27 protein-coding genes are annotated in these 24,051 nt (G+C 70.1%); 8 read left to right on the top strand and 19 right to left on the bottom strand.

The genetic code is table 11. From position 1 onward, the window contains the following. Window positions 1-668 precede the first annotated feature (668 nt). From Bsp3421_RS20180 to Bsp3421_RS20170, 3 genes are all read left to right on the top strand, one after another. Entirely contained in the window at window positions 669-953 is a 285-nt protein-coding gene (locus tag Bsp3421_RS20180; RefSeq protein WP_274004289.1) for a PsiF family protein, read from the top strand. A 205-nt stretch (window positions 954-1,158) separates the two neighbouring features. Beyond that, entirely contained in the window at window positions 1,159-1,599 is a 441-nt protein-coding gene (locus Bsp3421_RS20175) for a hypothetical protein (protein ID WP_252987703.1), read from the top strand. A 159-nt stretch (window positions 1,600-1,758) separates the two neighbouring features. After that, window positions 1,759-2,346 (top strand): BPSL1445 family SYLF domain-containing lipoprotein, encoded by a 588-nt coding sequence (locus Bsp3421_RS20170; RefSeq protein WP_274002692.1) that lies wholly within the window; start codon window positions 1,759-1,761, stop codon window positions 2,344-2,346. Between the two features lie 76 nt (window positions 2,347-2,422). Here Bsp3421_RS20170 and Bsp3421_RS20165 read toward each other — a convergent pair whose 3' ends face one another. From Bsp3421_RS20165 to mltG, 10 genes are all read right to left on the bottom strand, one after another. Beyond that, window positions 2,423-3,487 (bottom strand): glycosyltransferase family 4 protein, encoded by a 1,065-nt coding sequence (locus Bsp3421_RS20165; RefSeq protein WP_274002691.1) that lies wholly within the window; start codon window positions 3,485-3,487, stop codon window positions 2,423-2,425. A gap of 163 nt (window positions 3,488-3,650) precedes the next feature. Then, window positions 3,651-4,826: an AAA family ATPase gene (locus Bsp3421_RS20160; RefSeq protein WP_274002689.1), complete on the bottom strand. Its 1,176-nt coding sequence runs from the start codon at window positions 4,824-4,826 to the stop codon at window positions 3,651-3,653. 34 nt (window positions 4,827-4,860) lie between these two features. After that, entirely contained in the window at window positions 4,861-6,048 is a 1,188-nt protein-coding gene (locus tag Bsp3421_RS20155) for a mechanosensitive ion channel family protein (protein WP_274002688.1), read from the bottom strand. Window positions 6,049-6,126: 78 nt separating this feature from the next. After that, the gene (locus tag Bsp3421_RS20150; protein WP_252987698.1) at window positions 6,127-6,480 is read right to left on the bottom strand and encodes a Rap1a/Tai family immunity protein; all 354 of its coding nucleotides are present in this window, start codon (window positions 6,478-6,480) and stop codon (window positions 6,127-6,129) included. A gap of 79 nt (window positions 6,481-6,559) precedes the next feature. Next, window positions 6,560-7,273 (bottom strand): ankyrin repeat domain-containing protein, encoded by a 714-nt coding sequence (locus tag Bsp3421_RS20145; RefSeq protein WP_274002687.1) that lies wholly within the window; start codon window positions 7,271-7,273, stop codon window positions 6,560-6,562. An 11-nt stretch (window positions 7,274-7,284) separates the two neighbouring features. Next, on the bottom strand, window positions 7,285-8,097 hold the full coding sequence (locus Bsp3421_RS20140) for a TatD family hydrolase (RefSeq protein ID WP_274002686.1): 813 nt from the start codon (window positions 8,095-8,097) through the stop codon (window positions 7,285-7,287). Between the two features lie 20 nt (window positions 8,098-8,117). Then, window positions 8,118-8,624 (bottom strand): GNAT family N-acetyltransferase, encoded by a 507-nt coding sequence (locus Bsp3421_RS20135; protein ID WP_274002685.1) that lies wholly within the window; start codon window positions 8,622-8,624, stop codon window positions 8,118-8,120. Between the two features lie 29 nt (window positions 8,625-8,653). Continuing rightward, entirely contained in the window at window positions 8,654-9,688 is a 1,035-nt protein-coding gene (locus Bsp3421_RS20130; protein WP_274002684.1) for a DNA polymerase III subunit delta', read from the bottom strand. A gap of 17 nt (window positions 9,689-9,705) precedes the next feature. Beyond that, window positions 9,706-10,326, bottom strand: a complete 621-nt coding sequence (gene tmk, locus Bsp3421_RS20125) for a dTMP kinase (protein ID WP_274002682.1) — start codon at window positions 10,324-10,326, stop codon at window positions 9,706-9,708. A 2-nt stretch (window positions 10,327-10,328) separates the two neighbouring features. Then, window positions 10,329-11,345 carry an endolytic transglycosylase MltG gene (mltG, locus tag Bsp3421_RS20120; protein WP_274002680.1) on the bottom strand — a complete coding sequence of 339 codons (1,017 nt, stop codon included), beginning with the start codon at window positions 11,343-11,345 and terminating at the stop codon, window positions 10,329-10,331. A 77-nt stretch (window positions 11,346-11,422) separates the two neighbouring features. On the opposite strand from mltG, the gene ygfZ reads away from it, so the two are divergent. Continuing rightward, window positions 11,423-12,436: a CAF17-like 4Fe-4S cluster assembly/insertion protein YgfZ gene (ygfZ, locus tag Bsp3421_RS20115; RefSeq protein ID WP_274002678.1), complete on the top strand. Its 1,014-nt coding sequence runs from the start codon at window positions 11,423-11,425 to the stop codon at window positions 12,434-12,436. 80 nt (window positions 12,437-12,516) lie between these two features. Next, window positions 12,517-13,362, top strand: coding sequence for an NRDE family protein (locus Bsp3421_RS20110; RefSeq protein ID WP_274002677.1), 846 nt, complete (start codon window positions 12,517-12,519; stop codon window positions 13,360-13,362). 23 nt (window positions 13,363-13,385) lie between these two features. Here the strand turns inward: Bsp3421_RS20110 and Bsp3421_RS20105 are convergent, their stop codons facing one another. The 6 genes from Bsp3421_RS20105 to Bsp3421_RS20080 form a co-directional block, all read right to left on the bottom strand. Continuing rightward, window positions 13,386-13,826 carry a GNAT family N-acetyltransferase gene (locus Bsp3421_RS20105; RefSeq protein ID WP_274002676.1) on the bottom strand — a complete coding sequence of 147 codons (441 nt, stop codon included), beginning with the start codon at window positions 13,824-13,826 and terminating at the stop codon, window positions 13,386-13,388. Between the two features lie 26 nt (window positions 13,827-13,852). Next, on the bottom strand, window positions 13,853-14,812 hold the full coding sequence (locus tag Bsp3421_RS20100) for an alpha/beta hydrolase (RefSeq protein ID WP_274002675.1): 960 nt from the start codon (window positions 14,810-14,812) through the stop codon (window positions 13,853-13,855). A 67-nt stretch (window positions 14,813-14,879) separates the two neighbouring features. Further along, window positions 14,880-15,878: an NADP-dependent oxidoreductase gene (locus tag Bsp3421_RS20095; RefSeq protein WP_274002674.1), complete on the bottom strand. Its 999-nt coding sequence runs from the start codon at window positions 15,876-15,878 to the stop codon at window positions 14,880-14,882. Window positions 15,879-15,921: 43 nt separating this feature from the next. Continuing rightward, the gene (locus tag Bsp3421_RS20090; protein WP_274004288.1) at window positions 15,922-16,410 is read right to left on the bottom strand and encodes a PaaI family thioesterase; all 489 of its coding nucleotides are present in this window, start codon (window positions 16,408-16,410) and stop codon (window positions 15,922-15,924) included. Continuing rightward, a complete protein-coding gene (locus Bsp3421_RS20085; RefSeq protein ID WP_274002672.1) occupies window positions 16,410-16,721 on the bottom strand; it encodes a Dabb family protein in 312 nt (103 codons plus the stop codon). The genes Bsp3421_RS20090 and Bsp3421_RS20085 overlap by 1 nt, the downstream gene beginning before the upstream one ends. Before the next feature lie 87 nt (window positions 16,722-16,808). Continuing rightward, a complete protein-coding gene (locus Bsp3421_RS20080; protein ID WP_274002671.1) occupies window positions 16,809-17,732 on the bottom strand; it encodes a LysR substrate-binding domain-containing protein in 924 nt (307 codons plus the stop codon). Window positions 17,733-17,865: 133 nt separating this feature from the next. On the opposite strand from Bsp3421_RS20080, the gene Bsp3421_RS20075 reads away from it, so the two are divergent. The 3 genes from Bsp3421_RS20075 to Bsp3421_RS20065 all read left to right on the top strand — a co-directional run bounded on the left by Bsp3421_RS20075 (window position 17,866) and on the right by Bsp3421_RS20065 (window position 19,537). Beyond that, window positions 17,866-18,387: a lipocalin-like domain-containing protein gene (locus Bsp3421_RS20075; protein ID WP_274002670.1), complete on the top strand. Its 522-nt coding sequence runs from the start codon at window positions 17,866-17,868 to the stop codon at window positions 18,385-18,387. A 378-nt stretch (window positions 18,388-18,765) separates the two neighbouring features. Continuing rightward, entirely contained in the window at window positions 18,766-19,203 is a 438-nt protein-coding gene (locus tag Bsp3421_RS20070; protein WP_274002669.1) for a BPSL0067 family protein, read from the top strand. Continuing rightward, window positions 19,190-19,537, top strand: a complete 348-nt coding sequence (locus Bsp3421_RS20065; protein WP_274002668.1) for an STY0301 family protein — start codon at window positions 19,190-19,192, stop codon at window positions 19,535-19,537. Before Bsp3421_RS20070 ends, Bsp3421_RS20065 begins: the two co-directional genes overlap by 14 nt. 658 nt (window positions 19,538-20,195) lie before the next feature. Here the strand turns inward: Bsp3421_RS20065 and Bsp3421_RS20060 are convergent. From Bsp3421_RS20060 to pncA, 3 genes are all read right to left on the bottom strand, one after another. Next, on the bottom strand, window positions 20,196-22,022 hold the full coding sequence (locus tag Bsp3421_RS20060) for an ATP-binding response regulator (RefSeq protein WP_274002666.1): 1,827 nt from the start codon (window positions 22,020-22,022) through the stop codon (window positions 20,196-20,198). 155 nt (window positions 22,023-22,177) lie between these two features. Next, complete coding sequence (locus Bsp3421_RS20055; RefSeq protein WP_274002664.1) at window positions 22,178-23,356, bottom strand: acetyl-CoA C-acyltransferase; 1,179 nt, start codon at window positions 23,354-23,356, stop codon at window positions 22,178-22,180. Window positions 23,357-23,401: 45 nt separating this feature from the next. Next, window positions 23,402-24,028 carry a bifunctional nicotinamidase/pyrazinamidase gene (gene pncA / locus Bsp3421_RS20050; protein ID WP_274004286.1) on the bottom strand — a complete coding sequence of 209 codons (627 nt, stop codon included), beginning with the start codon at window positions 24,026-24,028 and terminating at the stop codon, window positions 23,402-23,404. Between the last annotated feature and the right edge of the window lie 23 nt (window positions 24,029-24,051).

Raw genomic sequence — 24,051 nt, 5'->3', positions numbered from 1 at the left:
CCGCCCGGGCGGCGGCAGGCGCGGCGCGTCGCAACCGGTCCCGGCGCACGCGCGCCGACGCCCGGCCCGCGCCGCCCGCACGCGCCCAGTGATGTGCCGGTGCGCGATGCCGGCAGGCGCATGGTTCCCCACACGACGCGCGTATCTGATCGAACGACAACATCAGTCAACAACCTGCCATCCCGCGTACCGGCCGGACAGCGTGAAATCGCCGCGTGCGATGCATCCCCGCCGCGTAACGAACGTTGGCCAGGCGCCGCGCAACCGCGGCGCCATCTTGGTATCGATGCCATTTCACGACGGCATCGCTGCTCTACACAGTACGCGGACGAACGCTCGCTGCTTCCCCTTCCGCAATATCTCAAAAAAGAGAGGTGCAACCACCGCGCAGCGAGGTTATAACCCGTCGCCCGGCTCCCCTCAACCCTGCGCGAGCGGCATCCGCCCGCCCGGCCGCGCGGCTTGGCGCGCGATACCGTCGTGCCAATCGTTTGCGTGTTAAAGATGTTCAAATCTGTACGTTTGCGAGGGAAATGCCGGACGTGGCTTTTTCGATCAGCGTTTTGTTGTTTTTAAGATGATTTGCCATAATGCAAACCGCACCCCATGCACTTCGCGCGGGGGCGGTCATGTCACAGAACATGCAATTCACCCACTGGGAGTGTCCAATGAAAATCCGATCGCTCATGGCTGCACTGCTCGTCGGCGGCATGCTGGCTTCGCCGGCCTTCGCCCAAAACAACCAGCAGGACAAGATGAAGGCGTGCAACGCGCAAGCAGCCGGAAAGTCGGGCGACGAGCGCAAGGCGTTCATGAAGGACTGCCTGTCGGCCAAGAAGAAGATGAGCCAGCAAGACAAGATGAAGGCCTGCAACAAGGATGCGGCAGGCAAGATGGGCGACGATCGCAAGGCGTTCATGAAGAGTTGCCTGTCGAGTCAGCCGGCCGCCTGACACCGCGCGCGCCGCCACAATGCCGCGGGCCGTTTCGACGGACGCGGCATTTTTTTGGGCGCGTCGAAGCAAGCTGACGAAGCCTTGATCCAACTGCGGCGATTCGCCGCGTTTTCTTCTATGATGGCTGCTACGCGGCCCTCCCCACGAACAAGAAGCGCCATCGGGCCGCCCCTCAACCCGCATCAAACGGAGAGGCAAGAGGATGGCATGGAGACAACACCGCTGGTTCAGGCGCTGGCTGATCGTGATCGTGTTTTGGGCCGTGCCCGTCGCGATCGTCGCGGTTCGGGAGATTCGCGAGGAAATGGCCTATAACTACGCCGACCTCCAGCAGGCACTGACCACCTGGCAACTGACCGACGCGCAGCGCGCGGCGGGCCTGGCCGCGCGCTGCCGCGGCGAGCCCGACGAGGCGCGCGCCGCCGGCTGCCCGGCCGAGGTGCTGACCGCGAACGCGGCGCGCCAGCAGGAAGCCCGCGACGAGTTCACGCTGCGCCGCAGCACGCTGTTCGGCTATCTATGGCATGCATTCGTCGGCTACTGGATCGTGCCTGCCGCGTTTCTGTTCGCATGCGGCGTCGTGATCGCGCTGATCCGCCGTGCGCTGCGGCGCCCGCCCATCAAGCCCCCCGTTTCGCATTGACGCGCCGGGTCGATGCTTCTCAACACGAACGATGCCCGAACGCGGGCCGCCCGAACGCGGGCCGCCGAAATGCCTTCGTAAGCCGCTGTGATATAACGTCTGACGTGACGCTCCGGCAGCACGGAAATCACTCTGAACGACTAACGATGGAGAACGACGATGCAGAAACGGAATCTCGTATTGAAAGCCGCCACCGCCCTCCTTGTCGGCAGCCTCGCGCTCGCCGGCTGCACGACCACGCCGGACAAGCCCGCTAGCGCCGCGACCAACGCGTCGAAGCGTCAGGCGATCGATGCGAGCGTCGATGCGACGCTGTCGCGCCTGTACTCGACCGTGCCGGGCTCGCGCGAGCTGGCCGGCAAGGCGCGCGGCGTGCTGGTGTTCCCCGACGTGATCCAGGCCGGCCTCATCATCGGCGGCCAGTCCGGCAACGGCGCGCTGCGCGTGGGCGGCAGCACCATCGGCTACTACAACACGTCGTCGGTGTCGGTCGGTCTGCAGGCCGGCGCGCAGTCGAAGGCCATCGTGTTCCTGTTCATGACCCAGGACGCGTTCGACAAATTCCGCAATTCGGAAGGCTGGTCGGCGGGCGGCGACGCTTCGGTGGCGCTCGTGAAGATGGGCGCGAACGGCGCGATCGACACCACCACCGCGACGGCCCCCGTCGAGGTGATCGTGCTCACCAACGCCGGCCTGATGGGCGACGTGTCGATCAACGGCACCAAGATCTCGAAGCTCGCGATCTGAGCGCCGCGCGCCCCGTGCCGGGGCGCGCCGCCGCCTTGCCCGGCGATGCACCTGCATCGCCGTTTTTTTGCGCGGCTCAGGACGCGGAATCGATCACCTTGAAGCGCGCCCGTTTCTGCGCGCGGATCATCGACTGGTACACGTCGACGTATTCCTGCGCCATCCGCCGCGACGTGAAGCGCGACTCGAAACGCGCGCGCACCCGCTCGCGCGACAGCGTGTCCAGCCGGTTCACGGCCGCCACCGCACCGATCTCGTCCTCGACGATGAAACCCGTCAAGCCTTCCTCCAGCACCTCCGGCACCGCGCCGCGATTGAACGCGATCACCGGCGTGCCGCACGCCATCGCCTCGATCATCACGAGGCCGAACGGCTCCGGCCAGTCGATCGGGAACAGCAGCGCATGCGCGCCCGACAGGAATTCCGCCTTCTGGTGATCGGCGATCTCGCCGATGAATTCGACATGCGGCAACGCGAACAGCGGCTTGATCTGGCGTTCGAAGTATTCCTCGTCCGCCGAATCGATCTTGGCGGCGATGCGGATCGGCATGCCGCAGCGCTGCGCAATGCGGATCGCGGTGTCGACGCGCTTCTCGGGCGAGATCCGGCCCAGGAACGCGAGGTATTTCTGCTCGACGGGCTGCGGCGTGTACAGCGTCTCCGGCAGCCCGTGATACACGGTCGTCAGCCACTTCGCCTGCGGCAGCGGCTGGCGCTGCGCGTTCGAGATCGAGATCACCGGCGCCGTATCGAAGGTGTCGAACACCGGCTGCTGCTCCGGCAGATCGAGGCGGCCGTGCAGGGTCGTCACGAACGGCGTGTCCTGCCGGTTGAACACCGAGAACGAGTAGTAATCCATGTGGAAGTGCAGCACGTCGAAATCCTTCGCGCGCCGCGCCACCGTTTCCATCAGCAGCATGTGCGGCGCGATCCGGTCGCGGATCGACACGTCGAGCCGCAGCGCGCGCGGCCACACGGCCTCCAGCTTCGCGCGGGTCTGTGAATCGCCGCTCGCGAACAGCGTCACGTCGTGGCCGAGGTCGACGAGCGCCTCGGTGATGTACGACACCACGCGCTCCGTGCCGCCGTACAGCTTGGGCGGCACCGATTCCGTCAACGGCGCGATCTGGGCAATTCTCATGGGCGTGATCTCCTGAGGCCGCCGGCTGTGCGGCCATGACGGCCGGACCGGCTGGAATATCTCGTTATTGTATCGAGTGCGGGGCCGCTCGCCGCCGCACTTGCATTTCCTGGGGTTTGTTACAGCGAGGATACATCGGGCGCGGGGGCGCCGGGGCCGCCGTTCAGCGCGTCGGCCACTTCCACGGCGGCCGGTCGAATGCGTCGACGTCGGCGAGCCGGGTCGCGCCCAGCTCCTTTTCCAGCACCAGCGAGTGGCTGCCCGGTTCGCGCTCGAGCGTCGCGATCAGGCGCGCCGCATGCGACACGACGATCACCTGCGAGCGCTCGGCCGCGCGCGCGATCAGGCGGCCGAGCGCCGGCAGCAGGTCCGGATGCAGGCTCGTCTCCGGTTCGTTCAGCACCATCAGCGCGGGCGGGCGCGGCGTCAGCAGCGCCGCGGCGAGCAACAGGTAGCGCAGCGTGCCGTCGGACAGCTCCGCCGCCGCCAGGGGCCGCAACAGGCCGGGCTGCCGCATCAGCACCTCGAAGCGGCCGCGCCCGCCGGGGTTGTCGATGTCGACCGCGGCGCCCGGAAACGCGTCGTCGATGGTCGCGGCGAGCGCCTCGCGATCGCCGATCTCGCGGATCGTCTGCAGCGCCGCGGCGAGATCCGTGCCGTCGTCCGCGAGCACCGGCGTGTGCGTGCCGATGTGCGACAGGCGCGCCGGGGCAGCCGCGTCGGTGCGGAAATGGTCGTAGAAGCGCCACGAGCGGATCCGCTCGCGCACCGAGATCATCTCGGGCGCGCTGGTCGGATCGACGAACTCGGTCAGCATCGAGTCGAAGCTCGCGACCGGCTGCGGCACGCTGCGCCAGGCGCCGGCGGCGTCGCGCGCGCGGATCAGCGCGCCGTGCCGGTCGACCAGCAGCGACGACGGGCGCGGCACCGCCCCGTTCCAGATGCATTCGCGCTTCACCACCGGATCGAAATTGAATTCCGTCTGACCCGGCACAGGCAGGCCGAGGTCGATCGCATAGCCGAAATCCTCGCTCGCGAAGCCGAGCCTGAGATTCACCGGGTCCCGGCGCGTCGTCCCCTGCACGGGCTCGTCGCCCGCCAGCATGCCGCGCGTGAAGCGCTCCGGCCCCGCCCACAGCGTCGACGGCAGCCCGCCTTCGCGCGCGAGCGATGGAATCACGCGCCCCTGCGCGGTGTCGGCAAGCAGGCGCAGCGCGCGGTAGACGCTCGACTTGCCGCTGCCGTTCGGGCCGGTGATCACGTTGAGCCCGGCGAGCGGCACGATCAGTTCGCGCAGCGAGCGGTAGTTGGCGATGGCGAGAACGGAAAGCGGCGACATGGCGTCCTGGGCGAGAGGCGTGGACCGGCGCGCGTCAGCGCGGCGCGGCGGAAGGTTCGGATGCGGTCGGATCCGCGGCCGTGCGGGCCGCCGTGCTCGCGGCCGACGGCGCCGCCGGCTGGCCGGCCGGCGCGGCGTCGCGCGCGTCGGTCGCCGCGTGCGGGAACAGCTCCGCGCGGGTGCGCGGCAGGCAGTCGGGATAGTGTTCCTGGATGAACGCGATCAGGCCTTCGCGCACCCGGCAGCGCAGGTCCCAGGCCAGCGACGAGTCGCGCGCGCTGACGAGCGCGCGCAGCTGCATCGCGCGCTCGGTCGCGTCGGTGACCTGCAGCACCTGCACGCGGCCGTCCCATTCGGGCGCGGCGGCGACGAGCCGCGCCAGCTCGGCGCGCACGGGCGCGAGCGGCAACCGGTAGTCGACGAACAGGAACACGGTGCCGATGATCTCCGCGCTGTTGCGGGTCCAGTTCGCGAACGGATTCTCGATGAACCACTGCAGCGGCACGACGAGCCGCCGCTGGTCCCACAGGCGCACCGACACGTAGGTGCCGGTGATCTCCTCGATGCGGCCCCACTCGCCCTGGATCACGACCACGTCGTCGAGCCGGATCGGCTGCGACAGCGCGATCTGCAGGCCCGCGATCAGGTTGCCGAGCACCGGCCGCGCCGCGATGCCGGCGACGAGCCCGGCCACGCCCGCCGAGGCGAGCAGGCTCGCCCCCACCTGGCGGACATTCGGAAACGTCATCAGCGCGGCGCCCACGCCGACGATCACGATGACCACCATCACGGTGCGCGCGAGCACCCGGGCCTGCGTGTGGATGCGGCGCGCCTGCAGGTTGTCGGGCGTGTCGAGTGGATGGGCCTGGACGATCGCCTCGGCGACGGCCGCCGCGACGCGCACCAGCAGCCAGGTCAGCGCGCCGATCAGCCCGACCGCCGCGAAGGTGCGCAGCCCGCCCGCGAACGGCAGCGCATCGGCGACCTGCAGCCAGAGGAATTCGAGCGCGAGGAACGCGAGCACGACGAGCGACGGCTTGTCGATATACCGCACCACCGCGCTCGTGATCGGATACGGCCGCGCGACGCGCCGCACGACGCGCGCGCCGAGCCCGTGCACGGCCGCGGCGACGAGCACCGCGAGCAGCGAGGTCAGCAACGTGCCGGGCCAGGAATGGAGCGGCGCATCGGCGATGCGCCGCAGGTCGTCTAGCGTGATCATGAGCGCCGTGGCGGGATCAGGGGGACGGGGCGCGCGCCCCGCGCGTCGGACAAGGGCCGGCCGCGCCGGCCCTGAAGCTCAGTTGGCCCGGCAGGGAAACGCCTTGCCGAGCCCGAGCGACACCGCGGTGCTCGCGTTGTAGTCGGCGAGCTTCGGATTCTCCGCGATGTACTTGCGCACCGCATCGGTCATCTGCTGCGCCTTGATGTCGGGCGGCAGGCAGAAATACTGGCCGACGCGCGGCCCGGTCGTGCCGCCGATCGCGTCGATCGTGTTGTAGACGCCATCCGCCGCGCCTTCGATATAGGCCGCGCACGAGGCCCGCGACTTCACGTCGGTCTTCGCGCACAGCTTGTCGAGATCGCCGCCGGTAAAGGCAGCCGCCGTCAACGGCACGGCGAGCGCGGCGGCGCAAAACATAGCCCGCAACATTGGGGGTTCCTTATGTCAAGGCGGCGTCGGGAGCCGCCGCTACTACGGACGGCGCGGCCTGACGCCGCGCCGAAAACCGTCATTTTGCACTTTTTTGCGCATCGCCCGGCGTTCCCGCGCCGATCCGCACGGTGCGCTTCGACAGAATCTCGATCGCGTCGGGCGCCTTGTAGTGCTGCGCGAAGTCGAGCGCGCTGATGCCAAGCTGGTTCTTCAGCGCCGGATCGGCGCCCTGGTCGAGCAGCAGCGTGACCGTGCTCGCATGGTTGCCGCGCGCGGCCATCATCAGCGGCGTGGTGCCGTTCGGCGAGCCGGCGTCGATGTACGCGGACTTGTCGAGCAGCAGCCTGACGACGGCGTCCTGGCCGTTGGTGGCCGCGTAATGCAGCGCGGTCCAACCCTTCTTGCTGACTTCCGCGCCCTTGTCGATCAGCAGCTTCGCGAGGCCCAGGTCGCCGTTCAGCGAGGCCAGCATCAGCGCGTTCTCGCCCGCCGCGTCGGTCTTCTCGAGGTCGACGTTCGGGGCCGCCGCGAGCGCCGCGGCGACCTTGTCGGACTTCTCGCGCGCCGCGATCACGAGGAGCGGATCGCCCTTGTCGTCGGTCGTGTTCGGGTCGAGCCCGCCCTTCAGCTGCTTCGCGATGTCGTCGATGTCGTCGAACTTGACCGCCTTCACGATGCCGGTCAGTGACTCCGCCTGGGCCGGCGCGGCCGCCGACAGGCCGCCCGCGACGCACAGCGCAGCCAGCGCCGCCAGCGCGCCCTGCTTCGACAAGTACTTGATCGATTTCATTTTTTTCACTCCTACCCCTGGGTTGAGACACGGCCCGAACCGTCCTCGGGGACGATCTTGAAGAGCCGGAAAAAATTCTGCGACGTCGCGGCGGCGAGCGCCTCGTCGGTCATCCCGCGTTCCGCCGCGATAAAGCGTCCGACATGGCTGACGTACGCAGGTTCATTCGGCTTGCCCCGATAAGGCACCGGCGCGAGGTACGGCGAGTCGGTCTCGATCAGCAGGCGCTCGAGCGGCACGCGCCGCGCGACGTCCTGCACCTCCTCGGCCTTCTTGAACGTGACGATCCCCGACAGGGAGATGTGGAAGCCCTGGGCGAGCGCCTGCTCGGCGACCGGCCAGGGCTCGGTGAAGCAGTGCATCACGCCGCCCGGCACCTCGGCGCGCTCCTCGGCCATGATCCGCAGCGTGTCGGCCGACGACGCGCGGGTGTGCACGATCAGCGGCTTCATCGTCGCGTGCGCGGCGCGGATGTGGGTGCGGAAGCGCTCGCGCTGCCACTCCATGTCCTCGATCGTGCGGCCGTCGAGCCGGTAGTAGTCGAGCCCGGTCTCGCCGATCGCGACCACCTTCGGGTGCGCGGCCAGCTCGATCAGCTCGGCGAGGCTCGGCTCGCGCGCGTCCTCGTGGTCCGGGTGCACGCCGACCGACGCGTACACGTTGTCGTGCTCGCGCGCGATCGCGAGCACGTCCGGCAGGGTCTCGAGATCGACCGACACGCACAGCGCATGGGTCACGTCGTGCCGACGCATATTCTCGAGCACCTCGGGCAGGCGGTCGCCGAGCCCTGCGAAATTGATATGGCAGTGTGAATCGACAAACATGATGCGTTCCTGATGCAGGTTCAGTGCGCGCCGTCGAGGCGCTTGCCGAGGATCACGAGATCGCGCTCGACGCCGTCGAGCACGGCGACGCGCGGCAGCGTCCCCCAGGTCGTGAAGCCGTGGCGGGCGAACAGTTTGAGGCTCGGCGCGTTGTGGCCGAAGATGAAGCCGAGCGCGGTATCGATGCGCAGCGCCGGCGCATGCGCGAGCGCTGCCGCGAGCAGTTGCCCGCCGAGCCCCCGGCCGCGCGCGGCCTCGTCGAGGTAGATGCTGATCTCGCTCGTATGACGATACGCGGGCCGGCCGTAGAAATCGGAAAAGCTGAGCCAGGCGATCACCCGGCCGCCCGCCTCGACCACCCACAACGGCCGGCCGGCCGGGCTGTGCGCGTCGAACCACGCGCGCCGGCTCTCGACCGTGACCGGCTCGGTGTCGGCCGTCACCTGGCGCGACGCGACGGTCGAATTGTAGATGGCGACGATCGCGGGCAGGTCGTCGGGGGTGGCGTCACGGTAGGCAAGCGTCATGGTGTCATCCGGGTGCGGGCGTGGCGGGGTCAGGCGAACAGGTCGCGATAGCCGAGAAAGAGTTCCTCGAACACGAGCCGCGCGTTGAGCGGGTGGTTCTCCACCGCGCGCTGCCGCGTGACCGTCTTCATGAAACGCGCGAAGGCGTTCGCGTCGAGCGCCTGCGCGCAGCGCGCGAGCGCCTTCGCCTGGCTCGGGAAATAGCGCGGCGCGCCCGCCATGCGCTGCGCGAGCAGGTCGTACAGCCAGCGCTGCAGCCAGCCCAGCACGAGCGGCACCGGCAGCTTCTGCAAGGTCTCGCCGCACGCGAACGGGTCGCAGCCCTCGCCCGCCGCGAGCTGAGCAAGCGTCCAGTCGCGCAGCGGCCGGTTCTCGTCGCTCGCGAGCGCGAGCGCGGCGAGCGGCGCGCCGCCCACCTCCGCGAGCAGCGCGGGCGCGTCGGCCACCCCCTGCGCGGCGAGCCAGTCGGCCGCCGCGGCCGGCGCGGGCACCGTCATCGGCCACTGCCGGCAGCGGCTGATGATGGTCGGCAACAGCCGGTCGACGCGCGCCGACACCAGCAGGAACACGACGCCCGCGGGCGGTTCCTCGAGCGTCTTCAGCAGCGCGTTGGCGGCCGCGACGTTGAGCGCCTCGGCCGGATACAGCACGACGACCCGCGCGCCGCCGCGGTGCGAGCCGATCCCGCAGAAATCGAGCAGCGCGCGCACCTGCTCGATCTTGATTTCCTTGCTGGGCGTGCGGGTTTTCTTGCCGCCCTCGTCGGCCTCGGCGGCCTTGGGCTCATCGGCCTGCGCGGCCGCGAACGCCTCGCCCGCGAGCGCCTCGGGCAGCACGATCCGGTAATCGGGGTGATTGCCCTGCTCGAACCAGTTGCACGCCGCGCAGGCGCCGCACGGCTCGCCGTTCTCGCGCGGCGATTCGCACAGAAAGCCTTGCGCCACGTGCTGCGCGAAGCGCAGCTTGCCGATGCCCGCCTGCCCGTGCAGCAGCAGCGCGTGCGGCCAGTGCGCGCGCAGCGCCTGCAGGCGGTTCCAGTCGTCGGTTTGCCACGGATAGATCATGGAGCGTCGTTCCTTCGTCACAGCGTCGCGAGCACGCCTTCGAGCCGCTTTTGGATCTGCGGGATGGTTTCGGTCGAATCGACGATCGCGAACCGATGCGGCGCCTCCTCCGCGCGCCGCAGGTACTCCGCGCGCGTGCGGGAAAAGAACGCATCGGATTCGCTCTCGAACTTGTCGGGCATGCGCGCCGCGCCGCGCCGCTCGCTCGCGATCTGCGGCGAGACGTCGAACAGCACGGTCAGATCGGGCTGGAAGCCGCCCTGCACCCAGCGCTCGAGCGCCTCGAGCTTGTCGCGCGGCAGCCCGCGGCCGCCGCCCTGGTAGGCGAAGGTCGCATCGGTGAAGCGGTCGGACACGACCCAGTCGCCGCGCGCGAGCGCGGGCTCGATCACGAGCGCGAGATGCTCGCGCCGGCCGGCGAACATCAGCAGCGCCTCGGTCTCGAGGTCCATCGGCTGGTTCAGCAGGATCTCGCGCAGGGTCTCGCCGAGCCGCGTGCCGCCCGGTTCGCGGGTGACGACGACCTGGCGCCCCGCCGTCGCGAGCTTCGCGCCCAGCTGCTCGCAGAACCACGGCAGATGCGTGGTCTTGCCCGCGCCATCGATGCCTTCGAACGTAATGAATTTTCCGCGCGCCATTGCTATTGACCTCGTATGTATTTGTCCACGGCCTTGTTGTGATCCCCGAGCGTGTCGGAGAAGACGCTCGTGCCGTCGCCCTTCGCGACGAAATAGAGCGCCGTCGTCGGCGCGGGATTCACGGCGGCCTGCAGGGCCGCCGCGCCGGGCAGCGCGATCGGCGTCGGGGGCAGTCCGCGGCGCGTATAGGTGTTGTAGGGCGTGTCGGCCAGCAGGTCGCGCTTGAGCAGATGGCCGTCGTAGGCGCCGCCGAGGCCGTAGATCACGGTCGGATCGGTCTGCAGCGGCATGCCGATGCGCAACCGGTTCGCGAACACCGCGGCGACGAACGCGCGGTCGGCCGCGTGGCCGGTTTCCTTCTCGATGATCGACGCGATCGTCAGCATATCGTAAGCGCTCCGGTACGGCAGCCCGGGCGCGCGCATCGCCCATGCCTCGGCGACGCGCGACTGCATGAGCCGGTACGCGCGCCGATAGATGTTCAGGTCGCTCGTGCCCTTGTCGAACAGGTAGGTATCCGGAAAGAACAGCCCCTCGCCGCTGCCGCGCGCGACCTCGGCGTCCGACGCACCGATCTGGCGCAGCAGATCGGCGTCGCTCAGGCCCGCGCTCGCGTGCTGCAGCGCCGGATTCGCGTCGAGTTCGGCGCGCATCCGCTTGAACGTCCATCCTTCGATCACGGTCGCGACGTATTCGTTCACGTCGCCGCGCGCGATCTTCTGCAGCACGTCGTAGGGCGTCACGCCCGTCTTGAACTCGTAGTTGCCCGATTTCAGCCGGCTCGACAGGCCGAGCACCCGGGTCAGCGCGACGAACAGGCGGGGCTCGACCGGCACGCCCCCGCGCTGGAGCTGGAGCGCGACGCCGCGCACGGTGCTGCGCGGCTTGATCGTGACGTCCAGCGCCGCCGCGGGCAGCAGCAGCGGCCGGGTGGCCCAGTAATAGCCGGCGCCCGTGAGCGCGACGGCCAGAACGACGGCCAGCGCCGCCAGGGCGGCGCATTTCTTCAATAGGGACATGGAAACGTGACTCAGATAGACCCCATATAATACAAGCTCGCTTCCGCCAAAGTCAGGATTGACTCCTCCCGCCTTCCATGAGCACACCGATTGCCTCACCCGCGTTGCCCGTTCCGTCCTCCGCCGATTTCGACGCCGCGCTGCGCAGCGGCGCGTATACGCTGCTGCCGCAGTTCGGCATCATCGACGTCGCGGGCGCCGATGCCGCGACCTTCCTGCACAGCCAGTTGACCAACGACATCGAGCATCTCGACCTCGGCGCCGCGCGGCTCGCCGGCTACTGCTCGCCGAAGGGCCGCCTGCTCGCGTCGTTCCTCGCGTGGCGCGCGGGCCATGACGTCCGCCTGCTGGTGTCGAAAGACCTGCAGCCCGCCGCGCAGAAGCGCCTGTCGATGTTCGTGCTGCGCGCCAAGGCGAAGCTCGCCGACGCCGGCGACGCGCTCGTCGCGGTCGGCTTCGCGGGCGACGTGCGCGACGCGCTCGCCGGCATGTTCGACGCGCTGCCGGACGGCGTGCACACCAAGGTCGACGGCCCCGCGGGCGCGCTGATCCGGCTGCCCGACGCGGCGGGCCGGCTGCGCTACCTGTGGATCGGCGCGCGCGCCGACGTCGAGGCGCGTCTCGCCGCGCTCGATGCGCGCCTCGCGCGCGTCTCGCCCGCCGTCTGGGACTGGCTCGACGTGCGCGCGGGCGAAGCACGCATCACGCAGCCCACGATCGAGCAGTTCGTCCCGCAGATGGTGAATTTCGACGTGATCGGCGCGGTCAATTTCCGCAAGGGCTGCTACCCGGGCCAGGAAATCGTCGCGCGCAGTCAGTATCGCGGCACCATCAAGCGCCGCACGGCCCTCGCGCACGTCGCGGGCGACACCGGCGCCGCGCGCGCGGGCGTCGAGCTGTTCCACTCGGACGACCCGGGCCAGCCGTGCGGCTTGATCGTCAACGCGGCGGCCGCGCCGAACGGCGGCGTCGACGCGCTGGTCGAGATCAAGCTGGTCGCGCTCGACACGGGCACGGTCCACCTCGCGACGGCCGACGGCCCGGCGCTGCAGTTCCTGTCGCTGCCCTACGCGCTACCCACCGAGAACTGATCCGGCGTGCTATCGTCTGCCGCAGGCCGCGCCGCGCGCGGCCGTCGCGCACTGCGTCATCCGAGCGAGGAATCCGTCTGATGTGCCTGATCGTATTCGACTGGCAGCCCACCGCCGACAACGGCCCGCTGCTGACCCTCACCGCGAATCGTGACGAGTTCTTTCGCCGCACGAGCGCGCCGCTGTCATGGTGGGAAGACGTGCCCGGCGTGCTCGCCGGCCGCGACCTCGAAGGCGGCGGCACCTGGCTCGGCGTATCGCGCGACGGCCGCTTCGCCGCGCTCACCAACTACCGCGCGCCGTTCGACATCCGCGCCGGCGCGCCCACCCGCGGCCGCCTCGTGTCCGATTTCCTCGGCGGCGCGGGCGTCGCGCCGCTCGACTACCTCGCGCACGTGGCCGAGACGGCCGCGCTGTACAACGGCTTCAACCTGATCGTCGGCGACGGCCGGCGCGGCGAGCTGGCCTGGTACTGCAATCGCCCGGCCGACGGCCAGACCGCGCCCGACGCGCCGGCGCTCGTCACGCCCGGCCTGCACGGCTTGTCCAACGCCCGGCTCGACACGCCGTGGCCGAAGCTCGTCCACAAGCGCAGCGAACTGGGCACCCTGCTCACCTACGAGACCGCGCCGCCGCTCGACGCGCTGATCGACATCATGCGCGACACGCGCACGGCCGATGACGACGCGCTGCCGCACACGGGCATTCCGCTCGAACGCGAACGCGCGCTGTCCGCCGCCTTCATCGAGACGCCCGAATACGGGTCGCGCGGCACCACCGCGCTGCGCATGATCGTGAAGGAAGGCGCGCGGCTCTCGGTCGAACTCAAGGAACGCTGCGACGACGACGGTTCGCACCGGCTCGTCCGCCCGGGCGCGTTCGAGCGCGCGTTCGTGTTCGATCTCGAACTGCCCGCCGCCCGCTGACGGGCCGCGCGCGGCGGCCGCGCTCAGGGCGCGCGCGCAAGCTCGACGTGCGCGATGCCCGCCGCCTCGAACGGCGCGCCGACCATGCTGAAACCCCGCTGCAAGTAGAACGACACGGCATCCTGCTGCGCATACAGGCGCACCCGCGCATCGCCGCGCGCGCGGGCCGCGGCCAGCAGCGCTTCCAGCACCCGCGAGCCCGCGCCGCGACCGCGCGCGTCGGCCAGCACGGCGAGCCGGCCGATCGCACCGTCCGGCAGCAGTCGGCCCGTCGCGATGGCGCGGCGGGCGAGCGTCGCGCCATCGACCAGATAGGCGACCACATGGTGCGCATCGAGGTCGTCGTCGTCGAGCGCCAGTTCGGCCGGAATCCGCTGCTCGCGCACGAACACCGCATCGCGGATCCGCGACGCATCGCCGCCGAGCCGGGACCAGCCGCCGCTTTCCACCTCGATCCGGTCCATTCGCCGTCTCCTCGGTCGCGCCGTCGTCAGTCGGGGTCGAATGCCGCACGCAGCGCCGCCGCCGCCGCCGCGTGCGCGACGCGCACCTCGGGCACGAAGCCCCCCATCTTGAAAAATTCGTGGATCATCCCCGCGTAGCAGACCAGCGTCACCGCATTGCCGGCCGCGCGCAGCTTGTCCGCGTAGGCCGCGCCTTCGTCCGCGAGCGGGTCGTATTCCGCGGTCGTGATCCACGCGGGGGCCACGCCCGCGAACGACGGCGCGTCGCGCATGCCGTCGAGCGGCGCGAAACGCCAGTCCTCGCGGTCGGACGCGTCGCGCAGGTATTGCGAGAAAAACCACTGGATCGTCTCGCCGGACAGCAGGTAACCGTTCGCGAGCCGCGCATGGGAAGCGGTCCGCTGGTGCGCGGTGACGCCCGGGTAGATCAGCAGTTGCAGCGCGAGCGCGATGCCGCGCGCGCGCGCGAGCACCGCGCAGACGGTCGCGAGCGTGCCGCCCGCGCTGTCGCCGCCGACCGCGAGCCGCGCGGGATCGAGGCCCAGGCCGGTCGCCCGCGCGTGCAGCCACGCCAGCGCATCGTCCGCGTCGTTCACCGCGGTCGGGAAGCGATGCTCGGGCGCGAGCCGGTAGTCGACCGACAGCACCGCGCAGTGCGCCTCGTGCGCGAACATCCTGCACAGCGCGTCGTGGGTCGCCACGCTGCCGACCGTGAAACCACCGCCGTGGTAGTACACCAGCGCCGGCAGCGGCTCGGCGAGGCTCGGCGCGACCGGTAGATAGAGCCGCGCGCCGAATTCGCCGCCGTCGCGCGCGGGAACGCGCAGGTCCTCGACCGCATGCATCGGCGCCGGCGCCAGATCGAGGATCGGCGCGCTGCGCGCGTAGGCGCTGCGCGCATCCTGCGGCGTCTGCGCGTGATAGGGAGGACGCTTCGCGCGCTCGATCATGTCGAGCACCTGGGCGATCTTGGGATTCAGGGGCATCTTGGGAAGCGGCGCCACGCGCGCCGCCGGCAGCGGAACACAAGCGCCGTATGATGCCACGCCGCCGTCAGGTCAGCGCGATCAGCAGCTTGCCGAAATTGTGGCCCTTGAGCAGGCCGAGCAGCGCCTCCGGCGCGCGGTCGAGCCCCTGGATGATCGTCTCGCGATAATGCAGGCGCTTTTGCGCGACCAGCCCGCCCAGCTCGCGCAGCGCGTCCGGCCAGACCTCCAGATGCTCCGACACGATGAAGCCCTCGACCCGCAGGCGGAACGTCAGGATCAGCTCGGGACGCGCGAGCGGCGACGGCGCGCCGTCGTAGCCGGCGATCATCCCGCACATCGCGATCCGGCCGAACGGATTCATCAGCGCGAGCGTCGCGTCGAGCCCGGCCCCGCCGACATTCTCGAAGCAGCCGTCGATCCCGCCGGGCGCCGCCGCGGCAAGATCGTCGAACAGCTGGCCGCGGCGATGATCGACGCAGGCGTCGAAGCCGAGCGTATCGACCACGTAGCGGCATTTGTCCGGCCCGCCCGCGATGCCGATCACGCGGCAGCCCGCCTGCTTCGCGAGCTGGCCGACCACGCTGCCCACCGCGCCGCTCGCCGCGCTCACCACCACGGTCTCGCCCGCGCGCGGCGCGATGATCCGGTTCAGGCCGTACCAGGCGGTCACGCCCGGCATCCCGACCGCGCCGAGATAGGCGGACAGCGGCACGTGGGTCGTGTCGACCTTGCGCAGCCCCGCGCCCGACGCGGTCGCGTACTCCTGCCAGCCCAGCATTCCGACCACCCGGTCGCCGACCGCGAAATCCGGATGCCGCGACTCGACGACCTCGCCCGCCGCGCCGCCCTGCATCACCGCGTCGAGCGGTTGCGGCGCCGCGTACGATTTCGCGTCGCTCATCCGGCCCCGCATGTACGGGTCCAGTGACAGGAAGTGGTTGCGTACGCGCAGTTCACCGTCGGCGAGCGGCGCGAACGGCGTGTGAACGAGCCGGAAATTGTCGACGCTGGCCTCGCCCCGCGGGCGCGACACGAGCAGAACCTGGCGATTGATCTCGGACATCGGGGGCTCCTGACAGGAAGGCGACGCGCGCGGGCAGGCGCCGCTAGGCGTCGCTCGGGCCCGGTTGCACGGCGGGGTCGGTGCGGCTGCGCTGGCGCGTGATGTCGCGCCCGACCGCGAGCCGCTTCATGTACTTGAAGGTGCCGAGCGCCTTCGCGACGAAATTGCCCGCGCTGTCGCGGACCTCGCCCTCGCAGTAGGCCATCGTGCTCGACCGGTGCAGTACGCGACCGTAGGCGCGCAGTTCGCCGCGCCCGGGCTGCATGAAATTCACCTTCATCTCGACCGTGACGACGCCGACGCCGTCCTCGGTCAGGCTGCGCGCGGCCATCGCGAGCGCGACGTCGGACAGCGTCATCGTCACGCCGCCATGCGCGATGTTCCAGGTGTTCATGTGCTGCGCGGCGAGCGGCAACACGACTTCGCTCGCGCCGTCGCGGGCGGACACGAGCCGCACGCCGAGCGTGTCGACGAACGGGCTTTCGATGGTCGGATCGGACGGCGCCGGCGGTTGCGGGGTGCTGCTCGTCATCATGCGCGATCGACGTGGTAGTCGACGCACTCGCGGCTTTCGCGCACGGTGCCGATGAATTGCTTGACCGCCTCGTGGAGCGGATGGACCTGGTAGGCGTCGAGCGCGGCCTTGTCGGCGAAGTCGGAAAGCAGCACGACGTCGTAGGTCGAATCGAGGTCCGGCGTCGCGAGGCCGACTTCGAGGTGCAGGATGCCCGGCACGATGTCGCGGCACGCCTCGAGGCGTTCCTTGAGCGTCGCGGCATTCTGCGCGCGGGTCGCGCCGTTGGCGTGCTCCTTCAGTTTCCACATCACGATATGTCTGATCACTGCGTTTCTCCGGTGCGTGCCGGCATGGGCCGGCCTGGACGACGTCGGGCGTCGAGAGGTGACAAGCGTACCAAATTAATCGCGCCTCTATGCATTGCCCAGATTCGCCGCGAGCGACTCGACCACCACCCGTGCGAGTCCGTCCAGCGCCGGACCGCCGCCGGTTCCCCGCGCGTGCAGGCACAGTTCGACCGAGGGCAGCGGCGGCAGCCCCTGCGCCTCGCCCAGCACGCGCAGCGTCGACGGCAGTCCGGCGGCCGTCCGCAACGTGATGCCGAGACCGCCCGCCACGCCCGCCCACAGGCTCTGCAAGCTGCCCGTCGTGTACGCGACGCGCCAGCGGATGCCCGCGCGGTCGAGCGCCTCGGCGCCCGCGCGGCGGAACAGGCACGGCAGCGGGTACAGCGCGAGATCGAGCGGCTCGCCGTGCGACGCGCGCAGATCGGGTTCGGAAGGCCCTGACCCGGATGGCCCTGACCCGGGCGGCCCTATCCCGGGCGGCCCTATCCACACCATCGGCAAGTGCGCAACCCGCTGCGCATCCGGCCGCTGCCCGTGCCCCATCGCGAGCACCAGGTCGAGTTCTCCAGCGTCGAGCCGTTCGAGCAGCAGTCCGTTGCGTTCGACGGCGATTTCGACGCGCACCCCCGGATGCGCGCGCTTGAAACGGCCCAGCGCGGCCGGCAGCCAGGTCTCGGCGAAGTCGCCCGGCAAGCCGAACCGGACCGCGCCGCCGAGCGACGCTCCGCGGATCGCGGTCACCGCCTCGTCGTTCAGTTCGAGCAGGCGGCGCGCATAGCCCAGCGCCATCTCGCCGGCTTCGGTCAGCACCAGGCCCCGTCCCTGGCGGCGAAACAGCGGCCGACCCAGCTGCGTCTCGAGCTTGCGCAGCTGCTGGCTGACCGCCGACTGCGAACGGCCGATCCGGTCGGCCGCGCGGTTCAGGCTGCCCAGCTGCTGCGCGATCGCCAGCGTCCGCAGCGCATCCATGTCGAGGTTCGGCATCGCCATCCTTCGGTTTTGCTTATAGGTTTGATCTGAATTATCGAATTTATAGCGCAGACAAACCGCTAGTATCAAATGGCGTCGCGACCCGCCCCGCCGGGCGGCGGATGCCCACCCCACCCTTTCACCACGGTGACCCATGAAGATCGGAACCTGTTTCAAGCCGGGCCGCCTGCCCGGTCTGCTGCTCGCCGTATCGATCGTGTCGTCGGGGGCCGCCGCGGCCGCCGACGCCCCCGCCGCGTCGCCGCTCGCGGGCACCTGGACGCTGGTCGCGGCCGACGTCGAGCACCCGGACGGCACGCGCGGCCGCGACTACGGCTCGGATCCGCGCGGCCTGCTGCTGATCGACGCGCACGGCAATTACTCGCTGCAGATCTTCAAGGCCGAGCGCGAGCGCTTCGCGTCGAACGACAAGGCCGCCGGCACCGCGGCCGAGTACCGTGACGCGCTTCTCGGCGCGAGCACCCATTACGGCACGATCACGGTGAATCCCGTCGAGCACACGCTGACGTTCAGCATTCGCGACGCGGTCTTCCCGAACTGGCAGGGGCAGCAGCAGACCCGCACGTACGAGCTGATCGGCAAGGAGCTGAGCTATCGCGTGACGCCGCGCCCGAACGGCGACGTCCCGATCTCGGTATGGAAGCGGCTCGATTGACGCCGCGCGCGTGAGGCCGCCGGACGTCCGGATAGAAGCCGAGGGCGCGGTGCGCCCGACCGGCGCGGAGGTCCGCGCCGTCACCGCGTGCAATATCCGACGGACTCGGGCGGCCATACGCATGCCGCCGCGCGCCCGCTGCCGACGCGTCCGACCCGCGGTCGCGCAAGCTGCGCTCGCCCGCCCGGGGCGCCTTCCCCGCCGCCCCCGCCCCCTTTGCCGGCACGGTCGCGCGCATTATTCAGACAGTTGCCTATTGCCGCCGAAACTCAGCATAATGCGCGAGCACCGACCCCGCCCCACCCGGCGCTGCCATTGGCCCAGGGCGTTCCGGCCGGCGCATCCGCTGATACCCGGCATCTCGACCAGGAGGCGTTTGTGCCCTATCTTTCCAGCAACTACCAGAACAACAGCGCCGCACCGGTCGGCAAATGGACCTGCGCACCCACCACCAACCTCGCCCCGTTCGACACCGTGCCAACCGGCAGCGACACCCAGGGCACCAAGCTGTGCGGCCAGTGCGTGTCGTACGTGAAGAAGGTTTGCCCGACGCTGCCGCCGACCTTCAACTGGCACAAGGGCGAGGCGGTCAAGGACAATGCCGAGATCCAGCCCGGCACCGTGATCGCGACCTTCAACGCCGCCGGCCACTACCAGGGGCACGCGGCGATCTATGTGAGCCAGAGCACGGCCGGCATCCTCGTCTACGACCAGTTCGTGACGCCGCCGAGCCCGCAGGCCGTCGGCCGGCGCATGCTGCGCTGGGGCGCGCATGGCAACTCGAACAACGGTGACAACTTCTATGTCGTGGAATAGGCGCGTCGCCGTGCTGTCCTTCGCCGCGCTGCTTGGCTGCGCGATCGAGCCCGCAAGCTCCGCGCCCGTCTGCCCGGTGCGCGACGGCGCACCGCTGCGCTTCGTCGACGTATTCGACGGCGCGCCGGACGAGCAGGCGACCCTGGTTCCCGACCAGGCCGGCGCGACGGCGGGCAACTGGCAGCTCGGCTATGTCTACGATGCCGGCCGCTTCGTCACGGTGCGCTGCAAGTACGCGGACGGGCAGGCCTCGGACGTGAAGCTCGCCAAGCGCATCGCGCGCTGCGATTACCGAATTGGCGCGGACAAGACGCTCGGGCTGAACTGCCGGTAAGCCCCGCCTTGCCTGTGAATGGCCGAGCCGGATGCGCACGGCCGTCATGCGACGCGCTTCCCGAGCCCCGGTTCGTTGATCGGGGGCCGGCGACGTCGCGTCGCCGGCCGTTCCGCGTCCTCCGCCGGGCCGTCCTCCGGCTCTATTTCGATCAGCCGTGTGATGGCCGTGCGCAGCCGGTTGCTGAGTGCCGGCTGGTGCAACTGTCGCCACTCGCCCGCCAGCACCTCGCGCAGGCGCTCCGCCGCCGTGTCGTCTGAATCGCGTCGACAGCCCCCCGCGACATCGAGCCGCCAACCACCTTGCCCTTCGCCCAACCTTTCCCCGGCTCCATCACGATCGGCCGGGTGATAACCGGGCGCAGCTGGTTGTTTAGTGCGAATTGGTGCAACTGCCGTCACTCGCCCGCCGGCACCTCGCGCAGACGCTTCGCCGCCGCGTCGCCCGAGTCGCGTTGACTGCAGGCCCCGCGCCGCCAACCGCCTCGCCTTCCGCCCAACCTTTCTCCGGCTCCATCACGATCGGCCGGGTGATAACCGGGCGCAGCCGGCTGCTCGACACCGGCTGATATAACAACCGCCACTCGTCAGCCAGCACCTCGGCAGGCGCGTCGCCTGAGTCGCGTTGACAGCCTCCGCGACGTCACGCCGCCAAGCGCCTACCCCTCCTCCGGCTCCATCACGATCAGCCTCGCAATGGCCGTGCGCAATCGGTCGTTCGGCACCGGCTTGTGCAACAGCAGCAACTCGCTCGCCTGCACCTCGCGCAGGCGCTCCGCCGCCGTGTCGCCCGAGATCAGCATTGCCGGAATCGGCTCGTTGTATTCGGTCCGCAGCCGCTGGATCGCATCGATCCCGGTCTCGCCGCCGCGCAGCCGGAAATCGCACAGCAACAGGCCGGGCCGCCGCGCATGCGCGGCGAGCCGCTCGATCGCCTCGTCGACCGAGCCCGCCGCGACCACGTCGTAGCCCCAGCCCGACAGCAGGATCGACATGCCCAGGCGGATCGCCGCCTCGTCGTCGATCACGACCACGAGGCCCGCGCCGTGCACGTCGGACTCGTTGGCCGCGTCGAGCGATTCCGCGGGCCGCTCCGGCGCGCGCGCGAACCCCACCTCGAAGCACGAGCCCCAGCCCGGCGCCGAACGCAGCCGCACCGTCGCGCCGATCAAGTGCGTGAGCCGGCGCACGATCGCGAGCCCGAGTCCCAACCCCTGGCTGCGGTCGCGCTCGGGATTGCCGAGCTGGTAGTACTCGTGGAACACCCGTTCGTGCTGCGCCGCCGGAATGCCGCGCCCGGTATCCCAGACCTGCAGCGCGATCCGGCCGCCGCGCCGACGCCGGCAGCCGACCACGATGCGCCCGGCGTCGGTATAGCGCACGGCGTTGGCGACCAGATTGCGCGCGATCCGCTCGACCAGCGTCGGATCGGAGTCGATCCACGCGCGGCAGCGCACGTGCGACAGCGCGATGCCCTTGGCCCGCGCGTCGTCCCGATGATCGCGGCACACGCGTTCGAGCACCGTGTCGATCGGGAACGCGCGGCGGTCGACCGCGACGACGCCCGCGTCGATCTTCGAGATGTCCAGGAGCGCCGCGAACAGGATGTCCATCGCGCTCGTCGAGGCGTCGATCTGTTCGACGAGCCGCCGGCCCTCGGGCGGCATCGGCACGCTGTGCAGCGCGCCGACGAACAGGCTCAGCGCGTGGACGGGCTGGCGCAGATCGTGGCTCGCCGCCGCGAGAAAACGCGACTTCGCCTGGCTCGCCTGCTCGGCGATCTCCTTCTGGCAGCGCAGATCCACCGCCAACTGTTCGGCAAGCCGCCGCTCGCGCGCCGATTCGAGTTCGGCCCGCACGCGGCCGACGAACATCCGCGAGATCAGCAGGAAGGCCGACGCGAGCATCCCCGCGTACAACAGCAGGAACGCGATGCCGACGCCGTGGCGCACGTAATCGAGTTGAAGCGCCGTGAGGCACGCGGCCACCGTCAGCGTGCCGAGCCAGGCCGCCGACACGAGGGGCACCGTGATGCTCGCGAGCACGCCCGTGGCGATCAGCCCGGGGACGAAGGCGACGATGAGGAGCCGGTCGGCTTCGTCGACGATGCGCGGCGTGCTCAGGTACAACCCGAGGCCGCACCACAGCGCGGTCAGGCCGCACAGCAGCGCGGCAAGCGCGAGATCGCCGCGCGTGTGGTCGGCGCGGCGGCCGGACCGCCTGGCGGCGAGCCGGGTCAGCGCATGCGCGGACCACGCCGCCTCGCACAGCACGAAGCCGATACTCCACGCGACGACATCCGCCGGCGCGAGCGCGGCGCCCAGCGCGGCGATCAGCCAGATCGCGGCCAGGCAATGAGTCAACGAGAGAATCGGAACGATCAGGAACAGCGGACGCAGCTGACGGTTCAGCAAACGCCGGCGCGTCTCTCCGTCGGCCTCGGGAATCGACCAGCACGCACTGAGGAAAGTCCGGGTGGCAGGCATCGGGCGGTCCGCGTCATCAACTGGTGGACAAGCAGCATCGCGCGCGGCCGCTGCGCGCCGCGCAGCGGCATCTTAGCGCGTTCCCCCCCGTCCGGGACAGCCCCCAACCCGGCCGGCGTGTGCCGCGCGCAACGCTCCGCCGACCGACCGACCGCTCAAACGATCTCGAACAACCCCGCCGCGCCCTGGCCGCCGCCGATGCACATCGTCACGACCACGTATTTCGCGCCGCGCCGCTTGCCTTCGAGCAGCGCATGGCCGGTCAGGCGCGCGCCGGACACGCCGTACGGATGCCCGACCGCGATCGCGCCGCCGTTCACGTTCAGGCGTTCGTCGGGAATCCCAAGCGTGTCGCGACAATAGAGCACCTGCACCGCGAACGCCTCGTTCAGCTCCCACAGATCGATGTCGCCGACCTTTAGGCCCGCCTTCGCGAGCAGCTTCGGCACCGCGAACACCGGCCCGATGCCCATCTCGTCGGGCTCGCAGCCGGCCACCGCGAAACCGCGGAAGATCCCGAGCGGTTGCAGCCCCTCGCGCTCCGCGCGTTTCGCATTCATCACGACGCAGGCCGCCGCGCCATCGGAAAACTGGCTCGCATTGCCGGCCGTGATCACGCCGCCCGGCACCGCGGAGCGGATCTTCGACACGCCGTCGAGCGTCGTGTCAGGACGGATGCCCTCGTCCGCGGACAACGTGACCTCCTTCGTGTACAGGCGGCCCGTGGCCTTGTCGGCCACGCCGGCGCGCACGGTGATCGACACGATCTCCGCGTCGAACAGCCCGGCCGCCTGCGCGGCCGCCGCGCGCTGCTGCGAACGCACGCCGTATTCGTCCTGGCGCGCTTTCTCGATGCCGTAGCGCTTCGCGACGGTCTCGGCGGTCTGCAACATGCTCCAGTAGATCTCCGGCTTATGCTCGGTGAGCCAGCCTTCCATCATCATGTGGCGGTTCATCTCGTTCTGCACGCACGAGATCGACTCGACCCCGCCCGCGACATACACCTCGCCCTCGCCCGCGATCACGCGCTGCGCGGCCAGCGCGATGGTCTGCAGACCCGACGAGCAGAACCGGTTCACGGTCATGCCCGGCACGCCGACCGGCAAGCCCGCGCGCAGCGCGATCTGACGCGCGATGTTGCCGCCCGTCGCGCCCTCGGGGTTCGCGCAGCCGATCAGCACATCCTCGACGCTGTCCGGGTCGATCTGCGCGCGGGCGACGGCGGCCGCGACCACGTGGCCGCCCAGCGTCGCGCCATGCGTCATGTTGAGCGCGCCGCGCCAGGATTTCGCGAGCCCGGTGCGGGCGGTCGATACGATTACGGCTTCAGTCATGCCTGTCTCCTGAAAACGTGTTCCGGCAAATGGGAAGGGGCCGCGTCATGCGAGCGCATCCGCGGACGTGACGCGCGCCACCCCCGCGTCGCGCAGGTTGCGCCAGGCGCGTTCGAGCGAGCCGTCGCGATCGATCGCGCGGCAGGCGTCCTCGATCACGAGGGCGTCGAAGCCCGCCTTGCGCGCGTCCTGCGCGGACCACGCGACGCAATAGTCGGTCGCGAGGCCGCAGCACCACACGCGTTTCACGCCCAGCTCGCGCAGATAGCCGGCCAACCCGGTCGGCGTCCGGCCGTCGGCCTCGACGAAGGCCGAGTAGCTGTCGACGTCCGCGTGGTGCCCCTTGCGGATCACGAGGCGCGCGTGCGGGATCGCGAGGTCGCGATGCAGCGCCGCGCCGTCCGTGTCCTGCACGCAGTGCGTGGGCCACAGCACCTGCTCGCCGTAAGGCAGGGCGATCGTCGAGAAAGCCTCGCGGCCCGGATGATTGGCCGCGAACGACACGTGGCCGGCCGGATGCCAGTCCTGCGTCAGCACCACGTGCCCGAAGGCCGCGGCGAGCCGGTTCACGACCGGCACCACCGCGTCGCCGTCGGCGACCGCGAGCGGGCCGCCCGGCATGAAGTCGTTCTGCACGTCGATCACGAGCAGAACCTCGTCACTGCGTTTCATCATGCGTCTCCTTGCGGATGGAT

The organism is Burkholderia sp. FERM BP-3421 (genome assembly GCF_028657905.1).
In the GTDB taxonomy this organism is placed as follows: Bacteria; Pseudomonadota; Gammaproteobacteria; order Burkholderiales; family Burkholderiaceae; genus Burkholderia.
This window is presented reverse-complemented; position numbering and strand designations above follow the sequence as displayed.

Coding starts and splice junctions, on each gene's coding strand:
- Bsp3421_RS20180 (WP_274004289.1), top strand. CDS start 669: ATGAAAATCCGATCGCTCATGGCTGCACTGCTCGTCGGCGGCATGCTG.
- Bsp3421_RS20175 (WP_252987703.1), top strand. CDS start 1,159: ATGGCATGGAGACAACACCGCTGGTTCAGGCGCTGGCTGATCGTGATC.
- Bsp3421_RS20170 (WP_274002692.1), top strand. CDS start 1,759: ATGCAGAAACGGAATCTCGTATTGAAAGCCGCCACCGCCCTCCTTGTC.
- Bsp3421_RS20165 (WP_274002691.1), bottom strand. CDS start 3,487: ATGAGAATTGCCCAGATCGCGCCGTTGACGGAATCGGTGCCGCCCAAG.
- Bsp3421_RS20160 (WP_274002689.1), bottom strand. CDS start 4,826: ATGTCGCCGCTTTCCGTTCTCGCCATCGCCAACTACCGCTCGCTGCGC.
- Bsp3421_RS20155 (WP_274002688.1), bottom strand. CDS start 6,048: ATGATCACGCTAGACGACCTGCGGCGCATCGCCGATGCGCCGCTCCAT.
- Bsp3421_RS20150 (WP_252987698.1), bottom strand. CDS start 6,480: ATGTTGCGGGCTATGTTTTGCGCCGCCGCGCTCGCCGTGCCGTTGACG.
- Bsp3421_RS20145 (WP_274002687.1), bottom strand. CDS start 7,273: ATGAAATCGATCAAGTACTTGTCGAAGCAGGGCGCGCTGGCGGCGCTG.
- Bsp3421_RS20140 (WP_274002686.1), bottom strand. CDS start 8,097: ATGTTTGTCGATTCACACTGCCATATCAATTTCGCAGGGCTCGGCGAC.
- Bsp3421_RS20135 (WP_274002685.1), bottom strand. CDS start 8,624: ATGACGCTTGCCTACCGTGACGCCACCCCCGACGACCTGCCCGCGATC.
- Bsp3421_RS20130 (WP_274002684.1), bottom strand. CDS start 9,688: ATGATCTATCCGTGGCAAACCGACGACTGGAACCGCCTGCAGGCGCTG.
- tmk (WP_274002682.1), bottom strand. CDS start 10,326: ATGGCGCGCGGAAAATTCATTACGTTCGAAGGCATCGATGGCGCGGGC.
- mltG (WP_274002680.1), bottom strand. CDS start 11,345: ATGTCCCTATTGAAGAAATGCGCCGCCCTGGCGGCGCTGGCCGTCGTT.
- ygfZ (WP_274002678.1), top strand. CDS start 11,423: ATGAGCACACCGATTGCCTCACCCGCGTTGCCCGTTCCGTCCTCCGCC.
- Bsp3421_RS20110 (WP_274002677.1), top strand. CDS start 12,517: ATGTGCCTGATCGTATTCGACTGGCAGCCCACCGCCGACAACGGCCCG.
- Bsp3421_RS20105 (WP_274002676.1), bottom strand. CDS start 13,826: ATGGACCGGATCGAGGTGGAAAGCGGCGGCTGGTCCCGGCTCGGCGGC.
- Bsp3421_RS20100 (WP_274002675.1), bottom strand. CDS start 14,812: ATGCCCCTGAATCCCAAGATCGCCCAGGTGCTCGACATGATCGAGCGC.
- Bsp3421_RS20095 (WP_274002674.1), bottom strand. CDS start 15,878: ATGTCCGAGATCAATCGCCAGGTTCTGCTCGTGTCGCGCCCGCGGGGC.
- Bsp3421_RS20090 (WP_274004288.1), bottom strand. CDS start 16,410: ATGACGAGCAGCACCCCGCAACCGCCGGCGCCGTCCGATCCGACCATC.
- Bsp3421_RS20080 (WP_274002671.1), bottom strand. CDS start 17,732: ATGGCGATGCCGAACCTCGACATGGATGCGCTGCGGACGCTGGCGATC.
- Bsp3421_RS20075 (WP_274002670.1), top strand. CDS start 17,866: ATGAAGATCGGAACCTGTTTCAAGCCGGGCCGCCTGCCCGGTCTGCTG.
- Bsp3421_RS20065 (WP_274002668.1), top strand. CDS start 19,190: ATGTCGTGGAATAGGCGCGTCGCCGTGCTGTCCTTCGCCGCGCTGCTT.
- Bsp3421_RS20060 (WP_274002666.1), bottom strand. CDS start 22,022: ATGCCTGCCACCCGGACTTTCCTCAGTGCGTGCTGGTCGATTCCCGAG.
- Bsp3421_RS20055 (WP_274002664.1), bottom strand. CDS start 23,356: ATGACTGAAGCCGTAATCGTATCGACCGCCCGCACCGGGCTCGCGAAA.
- pncA (WP_274004286.1), bottom strand. CDS start 24,028: ATGAAACGCAGTGACGAGGTTCTGCTCGTGATCGACGTGCAGAACGAC.